Here is a 21,676-nt window from a genome sequence, read left to right as displayed (position 1 = left end):
CAGCCGATCGCGGCCAGGAGGTCGGCGCAGGCCTGTTCGCATCGGCGGCAGGCCTCGGCGCAGACGCGGCAGTGCTCGTGCATGTCCGCGTGCTTCTCGCATTCGGCGGCGCATTCTGCGCACGCTGCCCGGCATGCCTCGAGTGCGGCTTTGACCGTGGCCAGGTTCTGCCCGGTGCGGCGGCTGAGAATGCTGCCGGTGGCCGCGCAGAGGTCCGCGCAGTCAAGGTTGAGACGGATGCAGTTGCGCAGATCGGCGACCATGTCTTCGGCCAGGCAGGCATCGGCGCAGGCCGTGCAGGTCTGGGCGCACTCGAAACAGGCGGCGATGCAATCGGCGAGTTTCTGCACGTCCAGACCGGTGGTGTCGTTGGGGTGGGTCTCGATCATTGAAGTGATGTGAGTCATCGCTGCGCTCCTTCTTCTCCGAGGCGGTGCTAGGAAGCACCCGGCTACCATCGACCCTAGGTGACCCGCCGACCAAAGCGAAGCCGCCAGAAGCCGATCTTCGCAGAATCTTCATGAACCGCAGTCCGGTCCGATTGCCCGGTTCCCCTTCCGGAGAAAAAAAGTTCAGAGGTTTTCGAGCATCGTCTTCATCTCCTGGATCTCTGCTTCCTGGTCTTCGATGACCTGCTCGGCCAGGGCGACGGCCTGCGGGTTCTGCCCGTCGGCGACCTGCTGCTCGGCCATGTCGACGGCACCCTCGTGGTGTCTGGTCATCTGTTCCAGGTACAGCTTCGCGGCGTCGGTGCCGGTGGCGTCTTCGAGCTGTTGCATGTCGTCTTCGCTCATCATCCCGCTCATGCCGCCGTGACCGCCCATGCCACCCGTGCCGTCCATGTCGTCCATGTTCATGGGTTGCTGGCCCCAGGCTTCGAGCATGGCGTTCATCCGGTCGATCTCGGGCCCCTGCGCGTCGATCACGCCTTGGGCGAAGTCGGCGACGTTCTGCGGGATGTCATCCTTGGCCAGCAGTGTCTCGCTCATCTCGACGGCCTGCTGATGGTGCGGGATCATCATCTGCGCGAACATCACGTCAGCGTCGTTGTGCTCCGCGGAGATCGCCTCACCGGAGCCCGCGGTGTCGGTGGCGACCGAGGTCGCAGGGGCAGGATCTTCCCCGGTGCTGCCGGGGTCGGCGTTCCCGGCGCATGCCGAGAGGAACAGCGTCCCGGCAACGGCTGCCGCAACTGCCAGTGGGGTGCGCTTCATGATGTGACCTTTCCTTGGGGGTGGACGGTTTCCGGTCGGGACGTCTCGGTGGGGGTCGGTGCCAGCCGGGCCGGGTCGAGTTCGGTGCGGCGCAGCAGCTGGGCGTTGAGCGCGACGATAATGGTCGACAGGGACATCAGGATCGCGCCGACGGCCGGGGAGAGCACGAACCCGATGGGGGCCAGGACTCCGGCGGCCAGCGGGACGGCGAGGACGTTGTAGCCGGTCGCCCATGCCAGGTTCTGGATCATCTTGCGGTAGCTGGCCCGGGATAGGTCGATCATCGACAGCACTGCTCGCGGATCGTCGCTGGCCAGTACGACGCCGGCCGATTCCATCGCCACGTCGGTGCCGGCCCCGATCGCGATGCCGACGTCTGCCCGGGCAAGGGCGGGGGCGTCGTTGACGCCGTCGCCGACCATTGCTACCGACAGTCCCCTGTTCTGCAGGTCGGTGACGGCGGAGTCCTTGTCCTGCGGGAGGACTTCGGCGAAGACCTCGTCGATGCCGAGGTCGCGCCCGACGGCGTCGGCGACCTGCTGGGCGTCGCCGGTGATGAGCGCGACCTTCACACCGCGTTCCTGCAGGGCGTGGACTGCGGCCCGGGATTCCGACCGCACCTGGTCCTCCAGGGCGAGCGCGCCGATAATGGTCCGGTCCTGCACGATGTGCAGGACGCTGGCGCCGCGCTGGGTCCATTCCGCGACGTCGGCGGCGATCTCGGTCGGGGATTCCAGCCCGTAGTCGCGCAGCATGTTGGGCCCGCCCACGGTGATCTCGGAACCGTCGACGATGGCGCGGACCCCGCGCCCGGCGGCTGCGGTGAACTCACTGGCCTGCAGACGAGTCGAGGCCGCTTCCGGGTGTTCGGCTGCCGCTGCGGTGATCGCCCGTGCCACCGGGTGTTCGCTGTTGGCTTCGGTGGCGGCGGCCAGCGCCAACACGCGGCTTTCACTGATTCCTGACACATGCGCGGTCCCGGTGACGGCGTGCGCGCCCTGCGTGAGAGTGCCCGTCTTGTCGAAGAGCACGATATCGATCGAGCGCATCCGCTCCAGCGCGAGCCGGTCCTTGATGAGCAGGCCCGACCGGGCGGCCTTCTCAGTCGAGATAGAGATCACCAGCGGGATCGCCAGTCCGAGTGCGTGCGGGCAGGCGATGATCAGCACGGTGACGGTGCGGATGACTGCCTGGTCGGGCGCGCCCAGCAGCGTCCAGATGAGCGCAGTGATGATGCCGGCCCCCAGCGCGAACCAGAACAGCAGCGCTGCGGCACGATCAGCCAGCGCCTGCGCCCGCGACGACGATGCCTGCGCGTCGGCGACCATCCGCTGAATGCCGGCCAGGGCAGTCTCGCCGCCGGTGGCTTCCACGGTTAGACGCACCGCGTTGTCCGTGGCGACGGTGCCGGCCACGATCTTGTCACCGAGTTCACGCAGGACGGGTTTGGACTCACCGGTGATCATGGACTCGTCGAACTCGGCGTGCCCGTCGATGATGCGGCCGTCAGCCGGGACCCGGGCCCCGGACCGAACCAGCACCGTGTCACCCGTCTGCAGTTCGGCGATCGGGACGGTGATGGTCCCGGACTCGGTGACCTTCTCCGCCTCGTCGGGCAACAGCTCGGCCAGCGCGTCGAGGGCACCGGATGCCGCACCGAGGGCGCGCATCTCCAGCCAGTGCCCCAGCAGCATGATGGTGACCAGCAGCGCCAGCTCCCACCAGAAGTCGAGCATGAAGTCGCCGATGCCCAGGCTGGTGGCCCAGGAGGCGACGAAGGCCACGGTGATGGCCATCGCGATCAGCAGCATCATCCCCGGCTGCCGTGATTTCAGCTCATTGAGCCCGCCCTTGAGGAAGGGCATGCCGCCGTAGACGTAGATGACGGTGCCCAGCACCGGGGCGATCCAGGCCGAGCCGAAGAACTCGGGCACTTGGTAGCCGAGCAGGTCGGCGACCATGTGGCTGAAGATGACGACCGGCACCGACAGGATCAGGCTGACCCAGAAGCGGTTGCGGAACATCGCGACACTGTGCCCGGCGTGCTCCCCGTGGCCTGCGTGCGCGTCATGGTCGTGTCCGGCGTGACTGTCGTGGGCGGGTGCCGGGGCTTCGTCAAGGGCGGAGTGGCCGTGGCCCTGCGGTATCGCCTGTCCGTGGCTGTCTGCGTCGAGGTGGTCGTGGTGGTGATGGGCGTGGGTGTGATCTGCCGGTTCGGGCTGGTGGTGGTGCTCCGGATTGCTCATCGTTGTCCTTCACAGTCAGGGGATGGGTAGCCGATCAGGCTTCTGTTCCGGGGTATCCGGCCGCGGCAAGCGCTGATTGCAGCGCCGCCGTGTCCACCGGTGCGCTGCTGGTCACCGTGACGGTGGACCGGCCGTGGGCTACCAGCGTGACGTCCACCTGGGCGTTGCGGTCCACCGCGTGTATGGCCTTGGTCACGCGCGAGGCGCAGCCCTGGCAGGTCAGCCCTTCTACAGCGAGTGTGAGCGTGGAGGCCGGCCCGGCACTGCTGCCAGTTGCGTTTGTAGTGGCGGTGTCGGCTGGTGCGCAGCAGGCGCAGCCTGGCGATGCGAGTGGTAACTGGCGGGAGGATGCGGTCATGTGTGCTCCTGACTTGCGGGCTCGGTGAGGCCGCGCGGGTTTCGCGCGCCTCCGACTATACCCTGTAGGGGTATATGAGTAAAGGTGTTCATGCTCACGCGGGGCGGGCCTTTCCGGGGGTGCGGGGCAGTTCGATGGTGAACTCGGAGCCGTGTCCGGGGCCGGCGGAGGAGGCGGTGAGGGTACCGCTGTGGGCTGCGATGAGGGCGTGGGAGATCGTCAGGCCGATGCCGGAGCCGCCGTGGTCGCGATCGCGGGCGGTGTCACCGCGGTAGAAGCGTTCGAAGATGTGGATGAGCTGGTCGGCGGTCATGCCGTCGCCGGTGTCGGTGACGCTGATGAGCACGGTGTCGCGGGTGTTGGTGGCGGTGAGGGAGACGGTTCCCCCGGGTGGGGTGTGGCGCAGGGCGTTCGACAGGAGGTTGTCGAGGACTTGTGCCAGCCGTTGCCGGTCGGCGATCACAATGTTGGCATCGAGGTCGGCTGTGGTGGTGAGGGTCACGCCCTTGGCTGTGTAGCTCTCCTGGACTGCGGCAGCAGTGCTGTCGAGCAGGTCGGCGATGGGTACGGGGGCGGGCTCGAGGTCGATGCGGCCTTCCTCAGCGCGGGAGACATCGTCGATGTCTTCGACAAGGCGTGTCAGGCGTGCCAGCTGTTCGGCCATCACGGCGTGGGTGGTGGGGTTCCACTCGACGACCTGGTCCTGCAGCCCCTCGAGGTAGACGGAGATGACCGAGACCGGTGTGCTCATCTCGTGGGCGAGGTCGGACAGGATGCGTTGCCGCGTCTCCTCGGTGCGGGTCAGCTGGTCGGCCATCGTGTTGAACGCTCGGGCCAGGGAGTCGAGTTCGACGCCGGCGCCGACCACCGGGACGCGCACATTGTAGTTGCCGCGGGCGACTTCGGCTGCCCCAGCGGTGAGCTGTTTCAGCGGGGTGCGGATCGTGCGGGAGAGCAGGAAGCTGGCCAGGAGCGCGCAGGCCAGACCGGTGCCCAATGCCACCGCCAGGGTGATCAGGTTCGCGTCGCGGTAGGCCTGCTCGACATGGAACAGTTCCGAGGATCCCCCCGGGATGCCGGCCATTTCCAGGTGTTCGTGGAACAGCGGGGGCCCGGCCAGGGTGGCGACTGCCACCGCTCCGAGCAGGCTTGCCGCCACCACGATCAGCTGCGTGGCGAACAGGCGGGTGGCCAGGCCGGAGTTGCGCAGCCTCATCGGAGCACCATGCGATAGCCGACGCCGCGGACGGTCTCGATGAGGCCGCCACCGTCGGGCTCTTCACCGAGCTTGCGCCGCAGGTGGCCGATGTGGACGTCGACGATCCGTTCATCGCCGACCCAGGATGTGTCCCAGACGGCGTCGATGAGCTGCCGGCGGGAGAGCGCGCGGTGGGGTGCTGCAGACAAGGCGACCAGCAGGTCGAACTCGGTGCGCGTCAGGGGAAGCACCGCATCGTCGCGGCGGACCTCGTGGCCGGCGAGGTCGATGGTGAGGTCGCCGACGACGCGGACGGAGTCCTGGGGTGGGTTTCCGGTGCGGGGACGCCTGAGCACGGCGTGGACTCGGGCGACCAGTTCCCGGACGCTGAAGGGTTTGGTGATGTAGTCATCCGCACCGGCGGCAAGCCCCATGAGCTTGTCGTTCTCACCACCTCGGGCGGTCAGGATCAGCACGTAGCACTCCGACATCGCCCGCACGCGACGGCAGACCTCGATGCCGTCCAGCCCGGGCAGTCCGAGGTCGAGGATGAGCACGTCAGGCTCCTCGGCCCTGACGCTGTCCAGCGCCTGGACTCCGGTGTGTGCCTGCTCAACGTGGAAGCCGTCTCGACTCAGATAGGTCGCCACCATCTGCGCCAGAGGCTTTTCATCCTCGGCAACGACGATGCGTCCGCCAGAGTGGTGGTCGGTTCGTTCAGCCCGCATGTACCCAGTCTGCCCCCAGTGCTGGCGGCACACAGCCCTCAGCGCCCGCTGCGGCCGAATCTTCGTCAAACCTTCAAATGCCCGGGTCTGTCCCGCGCTCGGACTGTCTGGTGATGTCGATGCTCGTGGCGGCCTCGGCCGGGCAGGTGCGCTCGATCTGCAGTGTGGAGAAGTAGATGTCGAACCGGTCGGTGAGCAGCCCGGTTGCCTGTTCCAGCACGCCCTCATGCCGAGACGGGTTGGCCACGTGCAGGTGCGCGGAGAAGACGGTGCGCCCGGAGGTGATGGTCCAGGCGTGCACGTGGTGGACGTCCTCAACTCCGTCGATCTCCTCCAGGGCTGTGATCGCTGCGGGCAGGTCGAGGTGTTCGGGCGTGCCTTGCAGCAGGATTCTTAAGGCCGACCGGATGATGGTCCACGACGCCCACAGCAACACCACGCCGAAGACCATGCCCAGCAGCGGGTCGATCGCGAGGAATCCGGTCAGCCGGATGACCACCGCGGAGATGATGATGATGAGGCTGCCGACGAAGGTCTGCAGGATGTGCCAGAAAGCGCCCTTGATGTTCAGGTTCGTCTTCTGACGCTGGTAGAGCAGCCAGAACGCGATGAGCTCGGTGACAATGCCGCCGGCGGCCACCCAGAGCATCACCGTGGTGGGCAACTCGATCGGATCGGCCAGCCGCATGGCTCCCATGTAGAACACGTAGACGGCCATCAGGGCGAGGAAGAGCCCGTTGAACAGCGCCCCGATGATCTCGGCGCGGGCCCACCCGAAGGTCTCCTGCGCCGTGGCGGGGCGCTGACTCAGACGCTGAGCGAGCAACGCGATCAGCACCCCGCCGACAGCCGAGAACGTGTGGAAGGCATCCGAGATCACCGCAACCGACCCGGACCACAGCCCGATGACCAGCTCGATGACGAAATACACTCCCGTCAGCCACCCGGAGATCCGGAGGGCTGTGCGGTCTCCGTCGACTGGCAGATGTCCGCTGTGTTCGCTCATCGTGGCCTCCGCGTTGACCTGTCGGGGGTATTGAACTTCCGGGAGACAGCGCACGGCATCGTCGGGGCCACGCGCTGATTCGAACGTAACATGCCTCACCTGCGCGGGGCTGTCACCAGGGCAATCTTCGTCAAATCTTCAAGGATCCTGGCCCTTTTACCCTCGGCAGCTCGACCAGAATGGAGGGAGGCGTTGTCCCTGCGAGTTGAAGAAGAAGGATGCTCTCACCTCTGTCGCGTCGTTCGATGATCCGCCGGTCCGGCTCCTTGACCGTCCTCCTTGCGCTCGGTCTGGCCGGGTGCGGCAGCGATGCCGAGGAGTTGGCCGACCAGGTGCCGGAGGTCAATGAGCAGGGCTACATCTCCGGGGCCGGTGTCATCACCCAGCTGCCCATCGGTGAGCGGGGTGAGCCGATCGAGTTGGCCAGTGAGTACACCGACGGCACTGCCTTCGACCTTGTCGACTGGCGTGGGGCCCCGGCGGTGCTCAACCTGTGGTACGCCGCCTGCCCCCCGTGCCGCAAGGAAGCCCCGGCGCTGCAGGCCAACTACGAGCGGTACCAAGAAAACGGCGTGAAGTTCTTGGGCATCAATGTCCGCGACGAGGCGCCGGCCGCCGACGCGTTCGCCAGGACCTTCGATCTGACGTTTCCCTCCATGCTGGATAAGGACGGCCTCGGCGTCGCCGCGCTCGGTTCGGTGCTGCCTCCGCAGGCGGTCCCGTCCACCGTTGTCCTGGACTCCCAGGGCCGGGCGGCAGCCCGGGTGATGGGAGCCGTGGACGAGTCCACCCTCAAAGCGTTGATCGGTGACGTGTTGGAGGAACCGGCGTGATGCTGCTGGCCTCCATCGGGGAGACCTTCTCACAGACCGCCTTGTCCGGTCCGATGCTGCTGGCGATCCCGGTGGCGATCCTCGCCGGGGCGGTGTCGTTCTTCTCCCCGTGCGTCCTGCCGCTGGTCCCCGGCTACGTCGGCTACGTCACCGGGTTGGGTGCCGCCGCATTGACCGACCGGAAGATCAGCCGGGTCGTCATCGGGGTCTCCCTGTTCATTGTCGGCTTCGCCGCCGTCTTCGTGTCGATGGGCCTGGCGTTCAGCCTCGCCGGTGTCTTGCTCAGCCAGTGGGCCGATGTCCTCAACCGCGTGATGGGCGTCGTCGTCATCATCGCCGGCATCGTGTTCATGGGCGGGATCGGCATGTTCCAACGCACCGCCCGGATCAGCAAGCGTCCACCCGCCGGCCTCTGGGGCGCCCCCGCCCTGGGCGCCACCTTCGCCCTCAGCTGGGCACCGTGCATGGGTCCCACACTCGCGGCGGTGCTGGCGCTGTCGACCAGCTTCGGGGCGACCGGCGCCGACGGCATCTGGCGGGGTGCCCTGCTGACATTGATGTACTGCCTCGGACTGGGAGTGCCGTTCATCGTCGTGGCCGTGCTCATCGTCAAGGGCACCGGCAGGCTGCAGTGGGCCAGAGACCACCACCTCCTGATCAGCAGGATCGGCGGGGCGATGCTCATCATCATCGGCGTGCTGCTCGTCAGCGGCGTCTGGACCCAGTGGGTCAACAGCCTGCAAGGCATGATCGGCGGCTTCGAGACCATCATCTGACACCCCCTGACCACTCAGCGAGACCACCCCCGCGCAGCCGTCACTGCTGTGCATGCTGACCCTCGGGCACCCGCCCGAACGACAAGGAGATGAAAGTGAAACGAACAGCAATCATGACAGCCGCTCTCTCGCTGGTGCTGGCAGGATGCGCCCCGGCAGCAGACTCCCAACCAGCACCCGGCGCCGGCTCGCAGGCGGAGCTCCTTGCCACTTTCGATCTCGAAAGCATGGATGCCGTCGAGATCATCGATCATCTGGACCAGCTCGAAATCGCCGAGAGGCCAGCAGATCTGATCGCATCGGTCTATCCCGATGAGCTGGTGCTGACCGACAACACGCAGGAAGTGACCCTGGACCTGCCGCAGAACCTGTCCTACCTGTCGATCGCCCCCTACGTCGACCAGACACACGACTGCTTCTACCACAGCCTGACCACCTGCCAGGGCGAGCTCAGCAACGAAACCATCGACGTCCAAATCACCGACAGCACCACCGGTGAAACCGTGGTCGATGAACAGATCACCACCTTCGACAACGGATTCGTCGGCTTCTGGGTGCCCAGCGACATCACCGGCACCATCGAGATCAGCCACGACGGCCGGACGGGCACCTCGGACTTCACCACCACTGACGACGGTGCCACCTGCATCACCGACCTGCAGCTCGCATGACATCCGGTGAGCGAACGCGATTCCAGCAGACCCGGATGTCATGCGAGCTGCCCATTATGAGGCAGAAGCAGTGAGCTGATCGGCAAGCTGTTCCCAGATTGCATCAGCCCACAGGGCGTGGCCCGTCGCGTTGGGGTGAAAGTAGTCGCCCGAGAACGTCGCCAGATACTCGCGAAGCGACAGTGCTTTGGTTGCAGTATCAATGTCAGCAATGGCGTGACCGTGCAGGCTGGCTGCTTGTCGTATCGCGTGGTTCGCTCTAATTGCGCGGCGGTCGTATGGCCAGTGCAGGAAATTCGGCACCAGACCCATCACCGCTCCCTGGGGCAGTTTCGAAGCGACCGCTGTCATATCGCATGCGAAGTCGTCAGTCTTGAAAGCTGGTGCCCAGGCCACATCGTTGCTACCGATCACGCAGGTCACGAAATCCGGTGCCGTGACCTCAGCAAGCTTTGGTAGCTGCGCGTCCAGTACATTCTTGGCTCTTGCCCCATAGGTCGATAGATTCACGACCCGGACTGTCTCACCGGTGACCTCCGCAAGTCGTTTGGCGATCACGCCGACATAGCCTCGGGCGGGGTCATCCACTCCGACGCCAACGCCTGCCGAGTCGCCAAGTGCCACATAGGTCAGCGTGCCTTCTTGGGGTTGTGCCCAATGCATCATGTGGTTGCGTGATTGTGCGCGGCCGCGCCGTAATGCGATACCCACGCGGCCAATATACCCCAGACGGTATATGCGAAGCACCCACTAGTGCTAAGGGCTCAAAAAGAGCGGAGGTTCGGAGTGTCAAAAAGGGTATGCGCCGCTCGACATGTTTTATGCCCTCTAGGGTATTTTTTCCATGTACGAGACCCCGAGGCTGCCTCAGCGGCAGCACAGGAAGGAGGCACACCATGTGCCGACCAGTGCGCTGCAAAGTGTGCGAGAAGACGACCTGGGCCGGCTGCGGCCAGCACATCTCCCAGGTCAAGGCCGAGGTGCCGTCCGGGCAGTGGTGCAACGGCAAGCACACCCAGGCTGAGAAGGAGGCCGCGAGCGCCAAGAGCGGCGGCGGATTCTTCGCCCGCCTCTTCAGTAGCCGCAGGAGCTGAGCGCGACCGGGCTCAGGCCAGGGAGAGGAACATCTTCTCCAGTTCGCGCACGTCGACATCGGCTCCGCCTTCAGCGATGCAGTGGTGGAGCGTGTCGGCGATGATCGCGAATCCGGCGCGGTCGACGGCTGAGGAGACAGCGGCCAGCTGGTTGGTAACGTCCTGGCATTCGCTGCCCTCTTCGACCATCCGGATGACGGCCGCGAGCTGACCGTTGGCCCGCTTGAGCCGGTTGATCGCCGGCTTGAGCGTCTCAGTGTTGACCTGCATCCTGTCCTCCTCCCAACGCCACGGCGGCGCCTGTCTGAAGTCATTTTACTGGCTTCTGCAGGCGCCGCCGCTGTTGTCTGCACGGCCGCGTCTCAAGCGGTGACGGACAGGGGTGCTGCCGGTCAGGAACCGTTGCCGGTGGCGTCCGGATCGTCACCGTCTGTGTCGTCTGGATCCTGGTCGTCGGCGTCCTGGTCGCTGAGCTCACCGGAGGTGTTCCCACTGACGTAGTCGACTGCGATGGCACCGCTGGTGCTGCGGATGCTGATCGGCACGACGGTCTTGCCGTGGCCGTCGCGGATGGTGTCGATGTTGACATCGGCCGTGCCGTTGCCTGCGGTGTTGACCAGGTAGCCGTCGGCATCAGCACCAGGGACGTCGGACAGGCGCGGCACTCGCAGATCGACTGACCCGAAGCTGGTAGCCAGATCGATGCCGCTGGCCGGCACCGCCTCCGTGCTGAGCCCGATGTCGATGGCGCCGGCATCGGTGAGGGCGGTGAGCTGGTCGGTGACGGTGAGGGCTTCGCCGTTGATGGTGCCGAGATCGGCGGTGACGTTGACGATCTCGTGGCGGCCGCTGAGCTCGACGGCTCCGGTCTTCGTCTCGATCGTCAGCTCGCGGGTGGTGAGCCCCTCCGTGTCGATCGCACCGAGATCGCTGAAAGCGCGCACCTGGTCGAACTGCCCGGCGATGTAGACCGCCGAGACCTGTGAACGGGCTTCAAGCTGTATCTTCTCCGCCATCTCCTCAGGCACCTGCACGTCGACACGCAGGTCGCCGGCAGGTCCGAAGGTGCGTCCGGCCACTCGGGAAACGGAGATGACGGTGCGGCCGTCGGCGTCTTCTTCGATTGTGAGGTCGGGCTGGTGCTTGGTGCCGTTGTACTCCAGGTTCACCTGTGCCGCGGTGGCTGTGGTGGTGCTGATGTCGACGACGCCGGTGGGCACGTCGACGAGCAGGCCGTCGGCACCTGGGGTGAACGATTCGCTTGTCTCGTAGTGACGGGTCTGCAGGGCCTGGGCGAACATCGTTCCGCCGAATGACAGCGGCAGCAGCACGGCCAGAGCTGCGACGATCGCGATGACGGCGCGGATCCCGGTGCGGGTACCGGAGGTCACGCGCTCAGGCCGGAAGGCGGTCTCCGGGTTCGAGCGCACCTGCTGGCTGCCGCGCTGGCCTGGCTGCTGGGAGCCTGCCGACTGGTAGGACGGCTGGGGGTTCGGCTGGCTGGGGTTCTGGTGTCGGTTCTGCGGGAATGACATGGCGGGTACCTCCTAGGCCCCGAGGAACCGCAGCACGGCAAGGACGCGGCGGTTCTCTGATGTGTCGGCCATGAGACCGAATTTCGTGAAGATCGAGCTGATGTGCTTCTCGACAGCACCAGCGCTGAGGTAGAGACTGCCGGCGATCGCGGAGTTCGACTTGCCCTCGGCCATGAGCTGGAGGACCTCGCGCTCCCGGGCGGTCAGATCGGACAGGCCGTCCTGCTTGCGGGTGCGCACGAGGATCTGGCTGACGACCTCGGGGTCGAGCACGGTGCCTCCGCCGGCGACTTCGGTGACGGCTGCGAGGAAGTCCTCGACATCGGCCACGCGGTCCTTGAGCAGGTAACCGAAGCCGCCGGAGTTGTCGGCGATGAGGTCGCGGGCGTAGCGCTCCTCGACGTACTGGGAGAGGACGATGACGCCGACCTCGGGGTTCTGCGAGCGCACGAGCACCGCGGCCCGGATGCCCTCGTCGGTGAAGGTCGGCGGCATCCGCACGTCGACGATCGCCAGATCCGGTGGCCCGTCAGGCGACTGGGCGGCGGTGTTGATCGCAGCGAGGAACTCGTTGGCGTCTCCGACGGCTGCCACGATCTCGTGTCCGGCGTCGGTCAGCAGCCTGACGAGGCCCTCCCGCAGCAGCACGGCGTCTTCGGCGATGATTATGCGCATGGCACCTCCACTACCAGGGTTGTCGGGCCGCCGACCGGGCTGGTCAGGGCCCATGTGCCGCGGGCTGCGGTCACACGGTCAGCCAACCCGGCCAGCCCCGAGCCGACCACTGGGTCGACGCGTGCGCCGCCGCGGCCGTTGTCGCTGACGCTGATGTGCAGCCGGCCGTCGCGCACATAGATCCTGACGTGGGCCTCGGCCTCGGCTTCGCTGCTCACCTTCGTTAGCGGCACCGAGCCGGTGACACCGGCGAGCTGAGCGGCGGAGTGGTCGAGGAGATCGACGGTGACGCGGACTGGAACGGCACAGCGGGCGGCCAGGGCCGAGACGGCGGCGTCGAGGCCGCGGTCGCTGAGCACAGCCGGGTGGATGCCGCGGGCGAGCTGGCGCAGCTCGGTGATCGCCGCCTTCGACTCGGCGTGGGCTTCGGTCAGCAGCGCCTTGGCCGCCTCGGGGTCGGTGTCCATCTTGGCCTTGGCCATCCCGAGTTTCATCGAGGTCGCCACGAGCATCGGCTGCACGCCGTCGTGGAGGTCGCGTTCGATGCGCAGCCGCTCACTCGTCGCAGCGTCGACGGCACCGGCACGGGCGCGGTCGAGGGTCTTGACCTCAGCGCGCAGCGCCTCGGTGCGGGTCGCAGGCAGCAGGGCGCGGTCGAGGGCGCGGTCCGGGTACGGGCTCAGCAGCAGGATGAGGACGGTGGAGACGAAGGCGGCCAGGGCGATGAGGCCGCTGCCGAGGCGGGAGAAGTCGCCCAGCTGTCCGGGGAGGAACTCGGGGTTGAGCGCGGCGGCCGCGAGCAGTCCGGCGAAGGTCAGGCCGACGCCTGCGAGCAGGCAGACGAAACCGCCGTAGATGATTTTGATGTAGTGGTGGGCGGTCGAGCGCCAGAAGCTGGGGGACTTGAACACCAGCCACTGGTTGTGCATGAAGCGGCTGAAGCCAGGCGCATAGGCCGACTCGGGTGTCGGGGCTGAGGCGATGCCGTCGCCGTAGATCGCCTCGGCGCGGAAGCGTTCGACGCGGTTGATCCCGCGCTGCAGCAGGAACCACAGGAACAGAGCGATGAGTCCGAGCCCGAGTGCGAACAGACCGCTGAGACCGACGAAGAACACGGCGATCGGCAGCCACAGCCACACGATGGCCAGCACGCCGGAGACGATGACGTTGGCGATGCCGAAGAAGCCGGGATGGCCTTTGCGCCACTTCCGCTCGGTCAGCTCGGCAGCTGTCGGCGGCGGGGCCGGGGCCTCTGCCCCGTCCGGGGCGGGTGCCGGGGGTGCCGGCGGGGCGCTTCCTGCGCCTGCTGCGGTGTCCGTGCCCGAGGCGGTGGCCGCCTCGGTCTCATCAGCGCGGTCGGCCTGGGCGGCTGCGTCGGCCTGGGCGGCTGCGTCGGCCTGGTGGTTCTGGTCGTTCTCGTCGCCGGTCGGGATGACGGCGGTCGGGGCGGGGGTGGCGGGTTCCGGGGGTGTGCTCGGTGTGCCCTGCGGCAGGGGGATGGTCGGACGCGTGACGTCCTCGCGGGCCCCGTCTGGGCTGGGTGTGGTGTTCATAGCTTCACTGTATTTTCGCCGCGAGCATGCCGGACATGGAGCCGACCATCCACGTGAGTCGGGTTTTCCCTACTCGGTCTCCCCCACCTCGGGAACGGCCGGCCGGTCATGTCACATGCCGCCGGGACTGATGACCCGGCCGACGAGCGCGCCGGGCTGGGCGCGGGCGTGGTTGGGGTATTTGACGGCGTCGTGGTGGGTGACGACGAGGGTGGAGTAGATGACGACGATGAGGGTGGAGACGAGCAGCTGGACCATCGACCCGCCGTCGAGGCTGTTGGGCAGCAGCAGGTTGAAGGCGGCCAGGCCGTAGAAGACGACGTTGCCGACGACGTGCAGGGCGATCGCGGCCTCCAGCCCGCCGGTCGCCCAGGTGACGAACCCGGCCCCGAGGGCGAAGATCGCGATGTCGACCTGGCTGACGAGCCCATAGTTCTGCCCGAGGATGAGCAGCGGCAGCGGCAGCAGGATCGGCCATACCGGATGTGCCAGCCACGAGCCGATCATCTGCCCGAGGATGCCGCGGAAGACGAACTCCTCGCCGGCGGCCTGCATCGGCACGAGCAGCAGGGTGATGACGATGAGGATGAAGCCGTTGTGATCCGGCCACCGGAAGTGATCGTGGGCGACCGGGTCGAAGATCATGAGCAGGGAGGTGATCGGCACCGTGATGAGCACGGCGAGCATGGTGCTGCGCCCGAACAGCCGCCACCGGAACCGGCCCTCGACTGAGTACAGGGTGCCCAGCGGCCGGCCGGAGACGTTCATCGCCAGCAGGCAGGCGGGAATGAGGGCGATGGTGACGAGCACGGTGAAGAACAGCGTGACCGGGCTGGCGATGAGCGGGACGCCCTCCCGGCGGATCGGGTCGAAGAGGTTCGGGGCGAAGTGGTCTGAGAGCAGCATCACCGGGGTGATGATGAGGCTGGAGAAGAGCAGGAAGTACACGATCGTCAGCACCCCGACGAGCAGCGGACGCCACCAGCGGATGTGCGGATAGGTCTCGGCCATCCGGAAGTAGCGGAACACCGGCGCTTTGGCAGGATCGTAGTAGGGAGGCTGATGGATCTTGCGCATGCGGCCCGTCGCCTCTCCCTTCTGGCAGATGGTCACTTGACACAGACACGGACAGCCGGCACCGAGGCGTGGCACGGCGAGTTCTCGGGTCGGGCTCGTAGAGTTCCTCGTATGAATAGTAGACGTTCTGTGGACTCGCCCCGCCACCCTGCAGCCACAGGCTCCCGTCCTGCCGTCGAGGCGCCCCAGCCGCTGCGCTCGCCTGCCCGGACAATGGTGCTGTTCTGGCTGGCGGCGGTCTCCGGGGTCATCATGTGCGCGGCCTACCACTGGCTGCAGCTGAATTCCGGTGCCGCACTCGGCCGGGCGATCCAGCCGGGCATCCCGAGCGTGCACCTCATCGTCGACGTCACCCTCGGCACGCTCGCTCTTGCGATGCTGCCGGCGGCCATCCAGCACGACCCGATGGAGCGTGAGGACTCCTATGTCGGCCCGCCCTCAGCACTTGTGGCCGGGCTGGTGATCCTGTGTGTGTGGATGGTCTCGGTGCTCGCCGCCCCGGCCGGTGCGGTGGTGCTCATCTCGATCGCCGCGCGCTTATCAGCGAACTGGACGATCCCGGCCTTCTGCGCCTCACTGCTGTCGATCATCGTCTTCCAGCTGGCCCTCGCCCAGGCCGATGCCTCCCCGCTCTTCGCCCTCGGTGCCGTGCTGCTGACGGTGACCCTCATCGCGATGGGCAGCATCCGCGGTGTCGTGCTGCGCCGCCAGGAGCGCGCCGACCTGCAGCGCCAGTCATGATCGCCTCGGCGCGACTCGGCGGTCCGGCATGCCTCCAGTCCGTCCGACTCGAAAGTTAGAAAAGCTATTCATGGTCAGTGGGCATCTGACCATGAATAGCTTTTCCAGCTTTATGACTTATGGCCTGCCGGAAAGTCAGCCGGTGGGTTTGTCCGGCAGCCCGCTGGCGTGCGAGCCGCCTGCCGATTCCTCGGCCTCGGCCTCCTCACCCTCGTCGTCCTCATCGCCGTTCTTCGTCCAGCCGAGGATGAAGGCCAGGACGAATACGGCGATGCCTCCGAGGGTGACGACGATCGCGTAGGGCCAGGTGAACCCGTGCGGACTGCCCGCGTACGCGTCAGGCGCCGGCCGACCGTGTGGTCGACCGGCGCCTGTGCTGCGGGCTGTCACGTCCCCGCGGGGACGTCTCCGCGTCAGGTGGTGCGGATCATTTCGGTGCCATGCGGATGGCGCCGTCGAGGCGGATGGTCTCGCCGTTGAGCATCGGATTGGCCACGATCGACTCGACGAGCTGGGCGTACTCGGCCGGCTGGCCGAGGCGGGCTGGGTGCGGGATCGAGGCGGCCAGCGAGTCCTGGGCGGCCTGCGGCAGGCCGGCCATCATCGGGGTCATGAAGATGCCCGGGGCGATCGTGACGACGCGGATGAGCGAGCTGGCCAGCTCACGGGCCATCGGCAGGGTCACGGCGTGCACGCCGCCCTTGGAGGCGGAGTAGGCGATCTGGCCGATCTGGCCGTCGAAGGCCGCGACCGAGGCGGTGTTGATGATGACACCGCGCTCCTCACCGTCGGCCTCCTGCTGCTGCATGGCGGCAGCGGCGAGCCGGCAGACGTTGACGGTGCCGACGAGGTTGATGTTGATGACCTTGGCGAAGTCGTCGAGGCCCAGCGGGCCGCGCTTGCTCACGAGCTTGCCGGGGGTGGCGACGCCGGCGCAGTTGACGACGACCCGCAGGTTGCCCAGCGAGGTGGCCAGGTCGACGGCCTTCTGGACGTCGTCTTCGCTGGTGACGTCGGCTGCGACGAAGTGGGCCTTGTCGCCGAGCTCGGCGGCGGCGGCTTCACCGGCTTCGGCGTTGAGGTCGAGCAGGACGACGGTGGCACCAGCATTCAGCAGGCGTTCGGCGGTCGCACGGCCGAGACCGGAGACACCTCCGGTGACGAGGGCGACGGCGTTGTTGAGTTCCATTGCGGTGTGATTCCTTTCACTCACGGGGCACGCTGAGCACTATACCGACCACCTGCCTGCGTTCCCTCCGGCGGTCCCGGCCAGGCCCCGAACCGGTCCCGGCCCAGTCCCAGCGATGATCCTTACCGCGCCCGAGGCGGTGGTGATCAGAAGGTCAGCAGGTCGCGGTCTTCGAGGTGGCCGAGTTCGTTTCCGGTGAGCATGACCGCCCGGTCGGCAGCGAAGCGCACCCGGGTGATCCCGGCATGGGCGGGCCGGAAGAGGAAGTCGGCCTCCAGCCCGTACTCCTCAGCGAGAAAGGCGTTGATGACCCCGCCGTGGCAGGCGATGGCGATTGCCTGCGGGTGCGGGACCGGTTCACCATTCTGCTCAGCCGCCGCGCGGGCCTGTGCCGCAGTGCCCGGCTCGGGCAGGTGCCGGCTGGCCAGCTCCCAGATCGCGGTGTGCACGCGGGTGCGGAAGGCCTGCGAGCCCTCGCCCAGCGGCAGGGCATCCCACTTGCGGGTGCGCACCATCGTCTCCGCCGCCTCGGCCGCGGCCTGGGCTCCGACGGCCTGTTCGAAGCTGAGGTGGGCGGGCACCTGCTGGAAGATCCCCACCTCGGCCAGCCGCTCATCGACCCCGACGCCGAGGCGGTGGCGGGCGGCGATCGCGGCGGCCGTGTCATGGGCGCGGGCGAGCTGAGAGGCGTAGACCGCCGTGATCGGGTGGGCGGCCAGGGCGTCGGCGGCGGCCTCGGCCTGGGCGCGGCCGGTATCTGACAGCGGCGGGTCGTAGGAGGCGGCCTCCGGGGCGTCGGGGCCGGGCCGGGTCTGCTGGCCGTGGCGGATGATGAATACATCGAGGCAGTCGGTGCCGCGGGTCAGCAGGGCGGCGCCGAGGGTGCGGCCGAGGAAGCTGCTCATCGTCTGCCGGTGATGAGGTCGAGTCCGGCGAGGGCGAGCTCTTCGACACCGTGGCCGGCCTGTTCGGGGTCGAAGCCGGTGTCGCCCATCTGGCCTTTGAGGATGCGGGTGTAGACGCCTTCGGAGATGCAGGCGAGCTTCCACAGTGCGAAGCCGGCATAGTAGTCGACGTGGGCGGCCTCCCGGGCGGCGGATTCCTCGTAGCGGGCGATGAGCTCGGACTTCTCCGGGAAGCCCTCGGCGACACTCGGCACCCAGATGTGGGTGAGCTTCGGGTCCGAGTACAGCATCGCGACGAGATAGCCGAGGTCGGTGACGACCTCGCCGATGGCTGAGAGCTCCCAGTCGACTATCGCGGCGATCTCGCCGGCAGGGGTGAAGATCGCGTTGTTGGGTTTGAAGTCGCCGTGGACGAGGCCGACGGCGGCCTGGGAGTCATCGGGCATGCGGGCGACGAGCTCAGCGTGGACCTCGCGGATGGCCGGCAGGTCGCGAGTGGTGATCGCCTCGTACTGGCCCAGCCAGCGGCGCAGCTGGCGTTCGACGAAGCCGCCGGGCCGGCGCAAGTCGCCCAAGCCGACGTCATCGATGTCGACGCGGTGGATGGCGGCGAGTGAGTCGACGAGGTTGAAGGCGGTCTGCCGGCGCTGGTCAGCAGGGATGCGACCGAGGTCGTCGGGGGTGTTGAGGGGGAAGCCGGCGCAGTGGTCCATGAAGACGAAGGGGACGTCGAGGACGTTCTCATCGTCGACGATGTTCAAGACGTTGACGACCGGCACGTCGGTGTCCTTCAGCGCCGCCATGATGCGGCCTTCGCGGGCGACGTTGTGGGCGCTGCCGCCGGTGTGGCCCAGCGGCGGGCGGCGCAGCACCCAGCGGGGCTCACCGTCATGCCGGACCGTGTAGGTGAGGTTCGACCGGCCGACCGACATGACCTCATAGCTGAGCCTGCCGGGGTCGGCACCGTGGTGTTCGGCGATCCATGCACCGACCCGCTCGGCGTCGATGCCTGCCGGGACTGAGCTGTGCTCCGGCTGCTGCTCCTTGTCGACCACCCTAAACCTCCTTGTGAACAAACGTTCGTCTACATTCAAAATATGGAGGCCGGGCGGCCGCTGTCAAGAGGACCACCCGCACGCAGGCACCCGCCGGCGACCGGCACCTCGGGCACGGCGGCCGGCCACCGCCTCGGGCACGGATGAAGAAATTGAGCGATTGCTCGATAGAATGCCCGCTAGACTGAAAGCGGGCCACGACGAGGTGCGCCGCCCCGGCTGCCGCCTGCGCCGCCTGGCCCCCGCGAATCGAGACACGTCAGGAGCCAGCATGCGATCGTCCAACGGCAGGTCCGTCATCCTCACCGCCGCCCGCAACACCTTTGCCAAGAAGGGCTTCGACGGCGCCTCGATCCGCGACATCGCCCAAGAGGCGGACCTGAGCCTGTCGGCACTGTACTACTACTTCCCCTCGAAGCAGGATGCCCTCTTCGAGCTCATCCGCTCGGCGTTTGCCGGCTACATCGAAACCGCCACCCGTGTCATCGCCGACGCCGGGGACCACCCGATCGACCAGACCGCAGCTATCGTCCGGCTGCTCGTGCGCTACCGGGCGCACAACCAGCTCATCTCCCGGGTCGTCGTCCGCGATGCCGAACGCCTGGATGCGGAGAAGTTCGAGGTCATCCACGAACAGCAGCGCGCCTCCCGTGCAGTGCTCAACGACCGGATCGCCGCCGGCGTGACGGCCGGGGTATTCGACGTCGATGACGCTGAGCTGGCCGGCCGGGCGGTGCTCTCGATCTGCAATTCGATCGCACTGTGGTACCGCGCGGACGGGCCGATCAGCGTGGCCGAACTGGAGCGGACGTATCTGCAGTACTGCCTGCGGCTGCTCGGCCACTCCCCCGATGACACCGAGCTCGACCGGCTCATGGACCAGCCGCTGGCGGTTGCCGAGGAGCTCGATTTCATCGCCCAGCCCGCCGACTGAACCGGCCGCCCGCGGGCCTGCGGAGCGTCGGCCCAGACGGACGCCCGGGCCGCTTTCCCTGCGTTAGGACATTCAGGCTGACCTGAGTGAAACGTATCTGCTGGCGGGTAGATAATGGGTACATGTCCCGTATCACATGCCCCATTCTGGCCCAGCGGGTGACGAGCGCTGACGAGGCCGCGACCCACATCAGCAACGGCGACAACGTCGCCATGAGCGGCTTCACCGGCTCCGGCTATCCCAAAGCCGTCCCCGGTGCACTCGCCGAGCAGATCGCGAAAGCGCACGCCGCCGGCGACGAGTTCAGCATCGGGTTGCTCACCGGCGCCTCGACCGCACATGAGCTCGACGGAGTGCTCGCCGAGTCCAAGGGCGTGCATCTGCGGGCGCCGTTCAACACGGATCCGGACATGCGCGCAGGCATCAATTCCGGAGAGGTCGAATACGTCGACACCCACCTGAGCCACCTGGCCCAGCAGGTGTGGTTCGGCTTCTACGGCAACCTCGATGTTGCCGTTGTCGAGGTCGCGGCGGCGCTGCCCAACGGGCTGCTCGTGCCGTCCTCTTCGGTCGGAAATGACAAGACCTGGCTCGACCTGGCCGACAAGGTCATCATCGAAGTCAACTCCTGGCACCCGCGGGCCTTCGAAGGCTTCCACGACGTCTACTACGGCACCAAGCTGCCCCCGCACCGCAACCCGATCCAGATCCTGGAGCCCACCCAGCGCATCGGCGATCCGTACCTGCGCGTCGACCCGGACAAGGTCGTCGCCGTCGTCGAGACCAATGCTCCGGACCGCGACAACACCTTCGCCCCGGTCGATGCGAAGTCCGAGGCAATGGCCGGGTACCTCATCGACTTCCTGCGCCACGAGGTCAAGGCTGGGCGGATGCCGAAGAATCTGCTGCCGCTCCAGTCCGGTGTCGGCAACGTCGCCAACGCCGTGCTCGAAGGCCTGGCCGACTCCGAGTTCGAGCATCTCCACTCCTACACCGAGGTGATGCAGGACAACCTGCTCAAACTCATCGACACCGGGAAGATGGATTCGGTTTCGGCGACCGCATTCAGCCTCTCGCGCGAGGTAGCTGAGAAGTTCAACGCCAACGCTGAGTCGTACAAGGGCAAGATCCTGCTGCGCACCCAGGAGATGTCGAACCATCCGGAGATCATCCGCCGGCTTGGGGTCATCGCGATCAACGGGATGGTCGAAGCCGACATCTACGGCAACGTCAACTCCACCCATGTGCTCGGCGCGAAGATGATCAACGGCATCGGCGGCTCCGGCGACTTCGCCCGCAACGCCTTCCTCAACTTCTTCGTCTCACCCTCGACCGCCAAGGACGGGGCGATCTCGTCGATTGTGCCGATGGCCTCGCATGTCGATCACACCGAGCACGACGTCCACGTCGTCATCACCGAGAACGGCATCGCCGATCTGCGCGGGGCCGCCCCGCGCCGGCGTGCGAAGAGGATCATCGACAACTGCGCCCACCCGGACTACCGCGAGCGCCTGCACGACTACCTCGACCGCGCCTGGGCCGCCTCCGAGGGGGCCCGCCACACCCCGCACCTGCTCGATGAGGCGCTGAGCTGGCACCGAAGTCTGCGCGACACCGGCCGCATGTGAGGCGACCGGTGCCTCGGGAGCGGTGACCGGCGCCTCGGGAGCGGTTGTGCCAGTCTCGACACACAGCCGGGCAGCGGCGTGGAATCGGCTCACGGCTCGGTTACGATCGAAGCGACAATGAGCCGCCCGGCTCAACCCCGCCGATTTCGCAGGGAGGGACCATGAGTCAGCACGATCAGCCGATGCGCGACGGGCATCGCCCGCCGCCGCCGATCGTCGGCGTGCAGGTGCCCTCCAGCGGGGTCAGCACTCCGCCGCAT

24 protein-coding genes are annotated in these 21,676 nt (G+C 67.1%); 7 read left to right on the top strand and 17 right to left on the bottom strand.

Going from position 1 to position 21,676, the window contains the following annotated elements:
• From M3C25_RS07045 to M3C25_RS07015, 7 genes are all read right to left on the bottom strand, one after another.
• Positions 1 to 407 (bottom strand): four-helix bundle copper-binding protein (locus tag M3C25_RS07045; protein ID WP_102160850.1); only part of this gene is annotated, 407 nt, incomplete at its 3' end.
• Between the two features lie 165 nt (positions 408 to 572).
• Positions 573 to 1,214: a DUF305 domain-containing protein gene (locus M3C25_RS07040; RefSeq protein ID WP_102160849.1), complete on the bottom strand. Its 642-nt coding sequence runs from the start codon at positions 1,212 to 1,214 to the stop codon at positions 573 to 575.
• A complete protein-coding gene (locus tag M3C25_RS07035) occupies positions 1,211 to 3,460 on the bottom strand; it encodes a copper-translocating P-type ATPase (RefSeq protein WP_102160846.1) in 2,250 nt (749 codons plus the stop codon). Before M3C25_RS07035 ends, M3C25_RS07040 begins: the two co-directional genes overlap by 4 nt.
• 34 nt (positions 3,461 to 3,494) lie before the next feature.
• Positions 3,495 to 3,818: a heavy-metal-associated domain-containing protein gene (locus M3C25_RS07030; RefSeq protein WP_102160843.1), complete on the bottom strand. Its 324-nt coding sequence runs from the start codon at positions 3,816 to 3,818 to the stop codon at positions 3,495 to 3,497.
• Positions 3,819 to 3,912: 94 nt separating this feature from the next.
• Positions 3,913 to 5,034 (bottom strand): sensor histidine kinase, encoded by a 1,122-nt coding sequence (locus M3C25_RS07025; protein WP_102160840.1) that lies wholly within the window; start codon positions 5,032 to 5,034, stop codon positions 3,913 to 3,915.
• Complete coding sequence (locus M3C25_RS07020) at positions 5,031 to 5,744, bottom strand: response regulator (protein ID WP_026077281.1); 714 nt, start codon at positions 5,742 to 5,744, stop codon at positions 5,031 to 5,033. The genes M3C25_RS07025 and M3C25_RS07020 overlap by 4 nt, the downstream gene beginning before the upstream one ends.
• Before the next feature lie 73 nt (positions 5,745 to 5,817).
• On the bottom strand, positions 5,818 to 6,750 hold the full coding sequence (locus tag M3C25_RS07015; protein WP_259855467.1) for a cation diffusion facilitator family transporter: 933 nt from the start codon (positions 6,748 to 6,750) through the stop codon (positions 5,818 to 5,820).
• A gap of 218 nt (positions 6,751 to 6,968) precedes the next feature.
• On the opposite strand from M3C25_RS07015, the gene M3C25_RS07010 reads away from it, so the two are divergent.
• The 3 genes from M3C25_RS07010 to M3C25_RS07000 all read left to right on the top strand — a co-directional run bounded on the left by M3C25_RS07010 (position 6,969) and on the right by M3C25_RS07000 (position 9,030).
• Entirely contained in the window at positions 6,969 to 7,583 is a 615-nt protein-coding gene (locus M3C25_RS07010; protein ID WP_257995021.1) for a TlpA family protein disulfide reductase, read from the top strand.
• Positions 7,583 to 8,359: a cytochrome c biogenesis CcdA family protein gene (locus tag M3C25_RS07005; RefSeq protein WP_212754340.1), complete on the top strand. Its 777-nt coding sequence runs from the start codon at positions 7,583 to 7,585 to the stop codon at positions 8,357 to 8,359. The genes M3C25_RS07010 and M3C25_RS07005 overlap by 1 nt, the downstream gene beginning before the upstream one ends.
• Before the next feature lie 89 nt (positions 8,360 to 8,448).
• A complete protein-coding gene (locus M3C25_RS07000; RefSeq protein WP_102160831.1) occupies positions 8,449 to 9,030 on the top strand; it encodes a CueP family metal-binding protein in 582 nt (193 codons plus the stop codon).
• A 54-nt stretch (positions 9,031 to 9,084) separates the two neighbouring features.
• On the opposite strand, the gene M3C25_RS06995 is transcribed toward M3C25_RS07000, so the two are convergent.
• Entirely contained in the window at positions 9,085 to 9,741 is a 657-nt protein-coding gene (locus M3C25_RS06995; RefSeq protein ID WP_146004294.1) for an SGNH/GDSL hydrolase family protein, read from the bottom strand.
• Between the two features lie 185 nt (positions 9,742 to 9,926).
• On the opposite strand from M3C25_RS06995, the gene M3C25_RS06990 reads away from it, so the two are divergent.
• Positions 9,927 to 10,124 carry a DUF8730 family Cys-rich protein gene (locus M3C25_RS06990; RefSeq protein WP_102160827.1) on the top strand — a complete coding sequence of 66 codons (198 nt, stop codon included), beginning with the start codon at positions 9,927 to 9,929 and terminating at the stop codon, positions 10,122 to 10,124.
• 12 nt (positions 10,125 to 10,136) lie between these two features.
• Here M3C25_RS06990 and M3C25_RS06985 read toward each other — a convergent pair whose 3' ends face one another.
• From M3C25_RS06985 to M3C25_RS06965, 5 genes are all read right to left on the bottom strand, one after another.
• Complete coding sequence (locus tag M3C25_RS06985; protein WP_102160826.1) at positions 10,137 to 10,394, bottom strand: metal-sensitive transcriptional regulator; 258 nt, start codon at positions 10,392 to 10,394, stop codon at positions 10,137 to 10,139.
• 122 nt (positions 10,395 to 10,516) lie between these two features.
• A complete protein-coding gene (locus tag M3C25_RS06980; RefSeq protein WP_170274844.1) occupies positions 10,517 to 11,659 on the bottom strand; it encodes a DUF4097 family beta strand repeat-containing protein in 1,143 nt (380 codons plus the stop codon).
• Between the two features lie 12 nt (positions 11,660 to 11,671).
• Positions 11,672 to 12,334, bottom strand: coding sequence for a response regulator transcription factor (locus M3C25_RS06975; RefSeq protein WP_170274845.1), 663 nt, complete (start codon positions 12,332 to 12,334; stop codon positions 11,672 to 11,674).
• A complete protein-coding gene (locus tag M3C25_RS06970) occupies positions 12,325 to 13,887 on the bottom strand; it encodes a sensor histidine kinase (RefSeq protein ID WP_259855466.1) in 1,563 nt (520 codons plus the stop codon). The genes M3C25_RS06975 and M3C25_RS06970 overlap by 10 nt, the downstream gene beginning before the upstream one ends.
• 111 nt (positions 13,888 to 13,998) lie before the next feature.
• Positions 13,999 to 14,964 (bottom strand): CPBP family glutamic-type intramembrane protease, encoded by a 966-nt coding sequence (locus tag M3C25_RS06965; protein ID WP_259855465.1) that lies wholly within the window; start codon positions 14,962 to 14,964, stop codon positions 13,999 to 14,001.
• Positions 14,965 to 15,075: 111 nt separating this feature from the next.
• On the opposite strand from M3C25_RS06965, the gene M3C25_RS06960 reads away from it, so the two are divergent.
• The gene (locus tag M3C25_RS06960) at positions 15,076 to 15,705 is read left to right on the top strand and encodes a hypothetical protein (protein ID WP_259855464.1); all 630 of its coding nucleotides are present in this window, start codon (positions 15,076 to 15,078) and stop codon (positions 15,703 to 15,705) included.
• Positions 15,706 to 15,840: 135 nt separating this feature from the next.
• On the opposite strand, the gene M3C25_RS06955 is transcribed toward M3C25_RS06960, so the two are convergent.
• From M3C25_RS06955 to M3C25_RS06940, 4 genes are all read right to left on the bottom strand, one after another.
• Positions 15,841 to 16,095 (bottom strand): hypothetical protein, encoded by a 255-nt coding sequence (locus tag M3C25_RS06955; protein ID WP_259794049.1) that lies wholly within the window; start codon positions 16,093 to 16,095, stop codon positions 15,841 to 15,843.
• A gap of 37 nt (positions 16,096 to 16,132) precedes the next feature.
• Positions 16,133 to 16,894, bottom strand: coding sequence for an SDR family NAD(P)-dependent oxidoreductase (locus M3C25_RS06950; protein ID WP_102160812.1), 762 nt, complete (start codon positions 16,892 to 16,894; stop codon positions 16,133 to 16,135).
• 146 nt (positions 16,895 to 17,040) lie between these two features.
• Positions 17,041 to 17,799, bottom strand: a complete 759-nt coding sequence (locus M3C25_RS06945) for a histidine phosphatase family protein (RefSeq protein ID WP_259855462.1) — start codon at positions 17,797 to 17,799, stop codon at positions 17,041 to 17,043.
• Entirely contained in the window at positions 17,796 to 18,854 is a 1,059-nt protein-coding gene (locus M3C25_RS06940; RefSeq protein WP_259855460.1) for a phosphotransferase family protein, read from the bottom strand. Before M3C25_RS06940 ends, M3C25_RS06945 begins: the two co-directional genes overlap by 4 nt.
• A gap of 271 nt (positions 18,855 to 19,125) precedes the next feature.
• On the opposite strand from M3C25_RS06940, the gene M3C25_RS06935 reads away from it, so the two are divergent.
• Positions 19,126 to 19,788: a TetR-type transcription factor C-terminal domain-containing protein gene (locus M3C25_RS06935; RefSeq protein ID WP_259855458.1), complete on the top strand. Its 663-nt coding sequence runs from the start codon at positions 19,126 to 19,128 to the stop codon at positions 19,786 to 19,788.
• A 122-nt stretch (positions 19,789 to 19,910) separates the two neighbouring features.
• Positions 19,911 to 21,416 carry a succinyl-CoA:acetate CoA-transferase ScpC gene (scpC, locus tag M3C25_RS06930; protein ID WP_259794068.1) on the top strand — a complete coding sequence of 502 codons (1,506 nt, stop codon included), beginning with the start codon at positions 19,911 to 19,913 and terminating at the stop codon, positions 21,414 to 21,416.
• Positions 21,417 to 21,676 lie beyond the last annotated feature (260 nt).

The organism is Brevibacterium luteolum (assembly GCF_025147615.1).
In the GTDB taxonomy this organism is placed as follows: domain Bacteria; phylum Actinomycetota; class Actinomycetes; order Actinomycetales; family Brevibacteriaceae; genus Brevibacterium; species Brevibacterium luteolum.
Note: the sequence above shows the minus strand (reverse complement) of the source record. Positions and strands in the feature narration are given on the sequence as shown.